Genomic DNA, 7,400 nt, shown 5'->3' with positions numbered 1-7,400 from the left:
TTTTGGTGTTATCACCATTGCCTTTCATTTGGTAAGCAGTGATTAACGCCCGCCCCATATTGCTTGATCTCAACCCGAAATTACGGGCATTCATATTTCTATTCATTACTCGACATGCTCGCTTAATGCGTTCTGGTAAGAGGTAACGTGCATTTATGGTTGCACTTCCAATTCCACTTTAACGGGCCTATTGCATCCCAGTGGGTTCGAGTCTTTGCATCTCGACCGGTGGCAGTAACCACACTTCAAATCAGTATGGGGCGGTGTCCTCGATGCTTTATGGAATAGCGAGAAATGTAGAAACGTCTAAAAACTTCCGAGTGCAATTAGGGAGAGACAACGATAAATCATTGTTTTAATGCAATTATCACTAGGTATTTAAAACGTAACTATCGTCGTCTAATTTTCTAACGCAAATTAGACGACTGGCACTTCGCTCTATTTTTTAATTTGTCCCTGGAGGGACTGAGTAGCTCCTAATGCCGCCCTTTCGAGCATTGCTAAACGCTTTTAGCGTTTGATGGAGTATTTTTCCTGAAGGGCCCTTTCGAGCATTTTTTGAGTAGTGTGCCGCGACCGAACAATATCGGAGTCACCTGAGCGGCAGTGACGATTTCATCATCAGCGATGAATTAATACAATGTAGCACTTTGATTTTTAAAAAAGAATAGTTTTGATCACACGTCCAGCTCTAACTGGTCACGTTCAACGAACTTAAACTCTAACGCATGCACAGAGCGCCCTTTTTTTACGATCTTGTATGTAATGTCTAAGTTACTCAAAGTGCCAATTTCTTTTATCGCAGGAACTAATGCTCTTTTTTTTGCATCACTCCAATCGTAAGTATCTGGCCACTCTAGAATATGTTTTAAGTTCTCTAGAGTCACATGGACTGACTTACCTTCCTGACAGTAAGTGGTCCAACTTTTGGCATATTCATACAAGCGCCATGAATATACGGATTTTAGAGAGGCTGCATTTTTGAGTTTGTACGTTGTATATTGATTTTTAATGTATGTAAATGAGGGTACACTTCAGGAGTGAAACTTAACTCAATAAACCCCTCATCTTTCGCGTAAGTTGCGCTAGAAACCCAGCGAAAACGAGTAATGCGCTCAGAATTACCTACTTTTTCTTTAACAGAAAACTGTCGCTCAAAAATGTTATCTGCAGCTTTTTTAAGGTATAGGTAAGCGTTCCTAGGATCTATCTCATATGTTTCTGCATAATCCAGTGCGGTAATTTTTACCTTTTGAAACTCAGCCAAATGCGCATGCGCTCTTGATCCTTTTCGGGAGTCAACTATTGCAACCGCCATCATTATTGCACGCTTTTCTACCAACGTTAGACCGTGTGCAGACCTCGTTAATGTATTACTCATACTCACGTTAAAATTACCGTAATCATCATTTTTTAATTCTTCTAAAAACATACCATCAACCTGTCCGTTTTAAAAATAAATGACACAATGCCACCATGTCCGAACAAAGAAAACCGACATAATCACACTTTGTCATGAAATAGCAATTATAAAATTAAGGATCCCCCCACTTACTACAAAAACGGACATAAAAAAAAATGTCCCTTTAAAAAACGGACATAAAAAAAAATGTCCCTTTAACTGTGGGCGAGACCATAAATTTGTCCGTTTAAACCATAAATTTGTCCGTTTAAACCATAAATTTGTCCGTTTTAAAATTTCCAAAATCGCTCTCAGCCCTTATGCCACAAGGGCTGAGAGCGATCGCATTTTTTCCTTAAAAACAAGTATTAAAAACAAGAAATAAAAATAAGGGATTTTTTTGTTTTTTTCAGTTTTCAAAAACAAAAAATCATTGAGTACGGAGTACAAAATTCAACTCGTAGGTAGTGTGTTTTTACTATCCATAAATTGTCCATAATGAGCGCAATCTACGAAAGGTTCTGGGACAGTAACTTTGGGATTAAACACAGTGAAGAATTTACAGAGAATCGAATATTTCTCTCTGCGCGTTTTATTCGTCTCATGTTCAATACTTTTCCAGTAGCGAATAATCTGACGCTTCCCAATAGCCTCCAAACGAGGATCACCTTCTCTGGCCATAATGTCTTCCAAAATGGCAATAAGTCTGAGCATCTGTTTTTTCTTGTAGGCAGACTTCTTACCTTTGGTGACGTATTCACTCATAACCTGCCGAATTAAAAAGTGTTTTTTGTGGTGCATATCTACCCTAAGTAATTATTTGTAATGTTCACTCGACCATGACCTAACTCCTGAGCAACTTGAAGGCGCGCATCATGATCCAATTGCCTAGCATGTTCTAAAGAAATATCGAGCGTTGTAGACATGTATTTGAGGTGTTCTAATCCATGTGAAAAACCTGAATTGACGGGACTTTCAACACCGGTAAGAGTCTCATAACGAGCGTTGGCGTAATGGTGACGTTCTCCGTGAAAATTGACACCCGAACCACTAATTTCTCGGTAGCACTGACTCTGGTACTGCGCCCAGGACATATTTTGTGGAACCATACTGGTATGGTCTTTCTGAATCTCAGCGGCGATCTTGAGAGCGCGAATTTGTGCAGGAGAAGAAACTGGAAATTCTCGAAGCCGGCCTCCTTTAGTGCCACCTTCAATACGAATAACTCCCGTACGCAATGCATGGCCTAATACTCTCTTTGCATTAATCAAACAAGACTCTTTAAATCGAAGTCCTATCTCACGCTGTAACGCCAATTGTGCCCCCAAACGCCCTGTAAGCGTTTTTAAGGCATTTTGGTGCTGTTCTACACCCACACCCTTGTAAAAGACCGCCACGCCCGTTCTAGAGGGCAATCCGGCGTCATTTACACCATCAACCCGGCACGATCGATCTAATCGAGCATACTCCATCGCCACATTCACTTTACTCAGGTAATTCTGAGCGGTAGACGCGGAAATAACGCCATTTTCAAAGCGTTCATTTAGGTAGTGGGCGTATTTTAGAACGTGCATTTTCTCGACTTTTCGCAGGTCGTTAACACCATTTTCCTTTAAATGTTTAGCAAAATCATACAAGGCACTCTTACAAATATTTTTGGTGTTATCACCATTGCCTTTCATTTGGTAAGCAGTGATTAACGCCCGCCCCATATTGCTTGATCTCAACCCGAAATTACGGGCATTCATATTTCTATTCATTACTCGACATGCTCGCTTAATGCGTTCTGGTAAGAGGTAACGTGCATTTATGGTTGCACTTCCAATTCCACTTTAACGGGCCTATTGCATCCCAGTGGGTTCGAGTCTTTGCATCTCGACCGGTGGCAGTAACCACACTTCAAATCAGTATGGGGCGGTGTCCTCGATGCTTTATGGAATAGCGAGAAATGTAGAAACGTCTAAAAACTTCCGAGTGCAATTAGGGAGAGACAACGATAAATCATTGTTTTAATGCAATTATCACTAGGTATTTAAAACGTAACTATCGTCGTCTAATTTTCTAACGCAAATTAGACGACTGGCACTTCGCTCTATTTTTTAATTTGTCCCTGGAGGGACTGAGTAGCTCCTAATGCCGCCCTTTCGAGCATTGCTAAACGCTTTTAGCGTTTGATGGAGTATTTTTCCTGAAGGGCCCTTTCGAGCATTTTTTGAGTAGTGTGCCGCGACCGAACAATATCGGAGTCACCTGAGCGGCAGTGACGATTTCATCATCAGCGATGAATTAATACAATGTAGCACTTTGATTTTTAAAAAAGAATAGTTTTGATCACACGTCCAGCTCTAACTGGTCACGTTCAACGAACTTAAACTCTAACGCATGCACAGAGCGCCCTTTTTTTACGATCTTGTATGTAATGTCTAAGTTACTCAAAGTGCCAATTTCTTTTATCGCAGGAACTAATGCTCTTTTTTTTGCATCACTCCAATCGTAAGTATCTGGCCACTCTAGAATATGTTTTAAGTTCTCTAGAGTCACATGGACTGACTTACCTTCCTGACAGTAAGTGGTCCAACTTTTGGCATATTCATACAAGCGCCATGAATATACGGATTTTAGAGAGGCTGCATTTTTGAGTTTGTACGTTGTATATTGATTTTTTAATGTATGTAAATGAGGGTACACTTCAGGAGTGAAACTTAACTCAATAAACCCCTCATCTTTCGCGTAAGTTGCGCTAGAAACCCAGCGAAAACGAGTAATGCGCTCAGAATTACCTACTTTTTCTTTAACAGAAAACTGTCGCTCAAAAATGTTATCTGCAGCTTTTTTAAGGTATAGGTAAGCGTTCCTAGGATCTATCTCATATGTTTCTGCATAATCCAGTGCGGTAATTTTTACCTTTTGAAACTCAGCCAAATGCGCATGCGCTCTTGATCCTTTTCGGGAGTCAACTATTGCAACCGCCATCATTATTGCACGCTTTTCTACCAACGTTAGACCGTGTGCAGACCTCGTTAATGTATTACTCATACTCACGTTAAAATTACCGTAATCATCATTTTTTAATTCTTCTAAAAACATACCATCAACCTGTCCGTTTTAAAAATAAATGACACAATGCCACCATGTCCGAACAAAGAAAACCGACATAATCACACTTTGTCATGAAATAGCAATTATAAAATTAAGGATCCCCCACTTACTACAAAAACGGACATAAAAAAAAATGTCCCTTTAAAAAACGGACATAAAAAAAAATGTCCCTTTAACTGTGGGCGAGACCATAAATTTGTCCGTTTAAACCATAAATTTGTCCGTTTAAACCATAAATTTGTCCGTTTTAAAATTTCCAAAATCGCTCTCAGCCCTTATGCCACAAGGGCTGAGAGCGATCGCATTTTTTCCTTAAAAACAAGTATTAAAAACAAGAAATAAAAATAAGGGATTTTTTTGTTTTTTTCAGTTTTCAAAAACAAAAAATCATTGAGTACGGAGTACAAAATTCAACTCGTAGGTAGTGTGTTTTTACTATCCATAAATTGTCCATAATGAGCGCAATCTACGAAAGGTTCTGGGACAGTAACTTTGGGATTAAACACAGTGAAGAATTTACAGAGAATCGAATATTTCTCTCTGCGCGTTTTATTCGTCTCATGTTCAATACTTTTCCAGTAGCGAATAATCTGACGCTTCCCAATAGCCTCCAAACGAGGATCACCTTCTCTGGCCATAATGTCTTCCAAAATGGCAATAAGTCTGAGCATCTGTTTTTTCTTGTAGGCAGACTTCTTACCTTTGGTGACGTATTCACTCATAACCTGCCGAATTAAAAAGTGTTTTTTGTGGTGCATATCTACCCTAAGTAATTATTTGTAATGTTCACTCGACCATGACCTAACTCCTGAGCAACTTGAAGGCGCGCATCATGATCCAATTGCCTAGCATGTTCTAAAGAAATATCGAGCGTTGTAGACATGTATTTGAGGTGTTCTAATCCATGTGAAAAACCTGAATTGACGGGACTTTCAACACCGGTAAGAGTCTCATAACGAGCGTTGGCGTAATGGTGACGTTCTCCGTGAAAATTGACACCCGAACCACTAATTTCTCGGTAGCACTGACTCTGGTACTGCGCCCAGGACATATTTTGTGGAACCATACTGGTATGGTCTTTCTGAATCTCAGCGGCGATCTTGAGAGCGCGAATTTGTGCAGGAGAAGAAACTGGAAATTCTCGAAGCCGGCCTCCTTTAGTGCCACCTTCAATACGAATAACTCCCGTACGCAATGCATGGCCTAATACTCTCTTTGCATTAATCAAACAAGACTCTTTAAATCGAAGTCCTATCTCACGCTGTAACGCCAATTGTGCCCCCAAACGCCCTGTAAGCGTTTTTAAGGCATTTTGGTGCTGTTCTACACCCACACCCTTGTAAAAGACCGCCACGCCCGTTCTAGAGGGCAATCCGGCGTCATTTACACCATCAACCCGGCACGATCGATCTAATCGAGCATACTCCATCGCCACATTCACTTTACTCAGGTAATTCTGAGCGGTAGACGCGGAAATAACGCCATTTTCAAAGCGTTCATTTAGGTAGTGGGCGTATTTTAGAACGTGCATTTTCTCGACTTTTCGCAGGTCGTTAACACCATTTTCCTTTAAATGTTTAGCAAAATCATACAAGGCACTCTTACAAATATTTTTGGTGTTATCACCATTGCCTTTCATTTGGTAAGCAGTGATTAACGCCCGCCCCATATTGCTTGATCTCAACCCGAAATTACGGGCATTCATATTTCTATTCATTACTCGACATGCTCGCTTAATGCGTTCTGGTAAGAGGTAACGTGCATTTATGGTTGCACTTCCAATTCCACTTTAACGGGCCTATTGCATCCCAGTGGGTTCGAGTCTTTGCATCTCGACCGGTGGCAGTAACCACACTTCAAATCAGTATGGGGCGGTGTCCTCGATGCTTTATGGAATAGCGAGAAATGTAGAAACGTCTAAAAACTTCCGAGTGCAATTAGGGAGAGACAACGATAAATCATTGTTTTAATGCAATTATCACTAGGTATTTAAAACGTAACTATCGTCGTCTAATTTTCTAACGCAAATTAGACGACTGGCACTTCGCTCTATTTTTTAATTTGTCCCTGGAGGGACTGAGTAGCTCCTAATGCCGCCCTTTCGAGCATTGCTAAACGCTTTTAGCGTTTGATGGAGTATTTTTCCTGAAGGGCCCTTTCGAGCATTTTTTGAGTAGTGTGCCGCGACCGAACAATATCGGAGTCACCTGAGCGGCAGTGACGATTTCATCATCAGCGATGAATTAATACAATGTAGCACTTTGATTTTTAAAAAAGAATAGTTTTGATCACACGTCCAGCTCTAACTGGTCACGTTCAACGAACTTAAACTCTAACGCATGCACAGAGCGCCCTTTTTTTACGATCTTGTATGTAATGTCTAAGTTACTCAAAGTGCCAATTTCTTTTATCGCAGGAACTAATGCTCTTTTTTTTGCATCACTCCAATCGTAAGTATCTGGCCACTCTAGAATATGTTTTAAGTTCTCTAGAGTCACATGGACTGACTTACCTTCCTGACAGTAAGTGGTCCAACTTTTGGCATATTCATACAAGCGCCATGAATATACGGATTTTAGAGAGGCTGCATTTTTGAGTTTGTACGTTGTATATTGATTTTTTAATGTATGTAAATGAGGGTACACTTCAGGAGTGAAACTTAACTCAATAAACCCCTCATCTTTCGCGTAAGTTGCGCTAGAAACCCAGCGAAAACGAGTAATGCGCTCAGAATTACCTACTTTTTCTTTAACAGAAAACTGTCGCTCAAAAATGTTATCTGCAGCTTTTTTAAGGTATAGGTAAGCGTTCCTAGGATCTATCTCCATTATGTTTCTCGCATAATCCAGTGCGGTAATTTTTACCTTTTGAAACTCAGCCAAATGCGCATGCGCTCTTG

At 40.4% G+C, this 7,400-nt stretch carries 7 protein-coding genes and 1 pseudogene; all 8 read right to left on the bottom strand.

The window, feature by feature from the left end:
- Positions 1 to 677: 677 nt before the first annotated feature.
- Positions 678 to 887, bottom strand: a complete 210-nt coding sequence (locus ATG66_RS21225; protein WP_373560858.1) for a hypothetical protein — start codon at positions 885 to 887, stop codon at positions 678 to 680.
- Between the two features lie 99 nt (positions 888 to 986).
- Positions 987 to 1,381: pseudogene (locus tag ATG66_RS21220) on the bottom strand (RepB family plasmid replication initiator protein); the annotation flags it as partial.
- Between the two features lie 474 nt (positions 1,382 to 1,855).
- Positions 1,856 to 2,167: a hypothetical protein gene (locus tag ATG66_RS20910; protein WP_218925163.1), complete on the bottom strand. Its 312-nt coding sequence runs from the start codon at positions 2,165 to 2,167 to the stop codon at positions 1,856 to 1,858.
- 38 nt (positions 2,168 to 2,205) lie between these two features.
- Positions 2,206 to 3,162 (bottom strand): integrase domain-containing protein, encoded by a 957-nt coding sequence (locus tag ATG66_RS20345; protein WP_098413412.1) that lies wholly within the window; start codon positions 3,160 to 3,162, stop codon positions 2,206 to 2,208.
- A 571-nt stretch (positions 3,163 to 3,733) separates the two neighbouring features.
- Positions 3,734 to 4,489 (bottom strand): replication initiation protein, encoded by a 756-nt coding sequence (locus tag ATG66_RS20340; RefSeq protein ID WP_098413411.1) that lies wholly within the window; start codon positions 4,487 to 4,489, stop codon positions 3,734 to 3,736.
- A gap of 422 nt (positions 4,490 to 4,911) precedes the next feature.
- On the bottom strand, positions 4,912 to 5,223 hold the full coding sequence (locus ATG66_RS20905) for a hypothetical protein (RefSeq protein WP_218925163.1): 312 nt from the start codon (positions 5,221 to 5,223) through the stop codon (positions 4,912 to 4,914).
- Positions 5,224 to 5,261: 38 nt separating this feature from the next.
- Complete coding sequence (locus ATG66_RS20330; RefSeq protein ID WP_098413412.1) at positions 5,262 to 6,218, bottom strand: integrase domain-containing protein; 957 nt, start codon at positions 6,216 to 6,218, stop codon at positions 5,262 to 5,264.
- A 571-nt stretch (positions 6,219 to 6,789) separates the two neighbouring features.
- Positions 6,790 to 7,400 (bottom strand): replication initiation protein (locus ATG66_RS20325; protein WP_098417145.1); only part of this gene is annotated, 611 nt, incomplete at its 5' end.

Origin of the sequence: Vibrio sp. ES.051, from assembly GCF_002563795.1 — a bacterium.
Taxonomy (GTDB): Bacteria; Pseudomonadota; Gammaproteobacteria; order Enterobacterales; family Vibrionaceae; genus Vibrio.
This window is presented reverse-complemented; position numbering and strand designations above follow the sequence as displayed.

Coding starts and splice junctions, on each gene's coding strand:
- ATG66_RS20910 (WP_218925163.1), bottom strand. CDS start 2,167: ATGAGTGAATACGTCACCAAAGGTAAGAAGTCTGCCTACAAGAAAAAA.
- ATG66_RS20345 (WP_098413412.1), bottom strand. CDS start 3,162: ATGAATAGAAATATGAATGCCCGTAATTTCGGGTTGAGATCAAGCAAT.
- ATG66_RS20340 (WP_098413411.1), bottom strand. CDS start 4,489: ATGTTTTTAGAAGAATTAAAAAATGATGATTACGGTAATTTTAACGTG.
- ATG66_RS20905 (WP_218925163.1), bottom strand. CDS start 5,223: ATGAGTGAATACGTCACCAAAGGTAAGAAGTCTGCCTACAAGAAAAAA.
- ATG66_RS20330 (WP_098413412.1), bottom strand. CDS start 6,218: ATGAATAGAAATATGAATGCCCGTAATTTCGGGTTGAGATCAAGCAAT.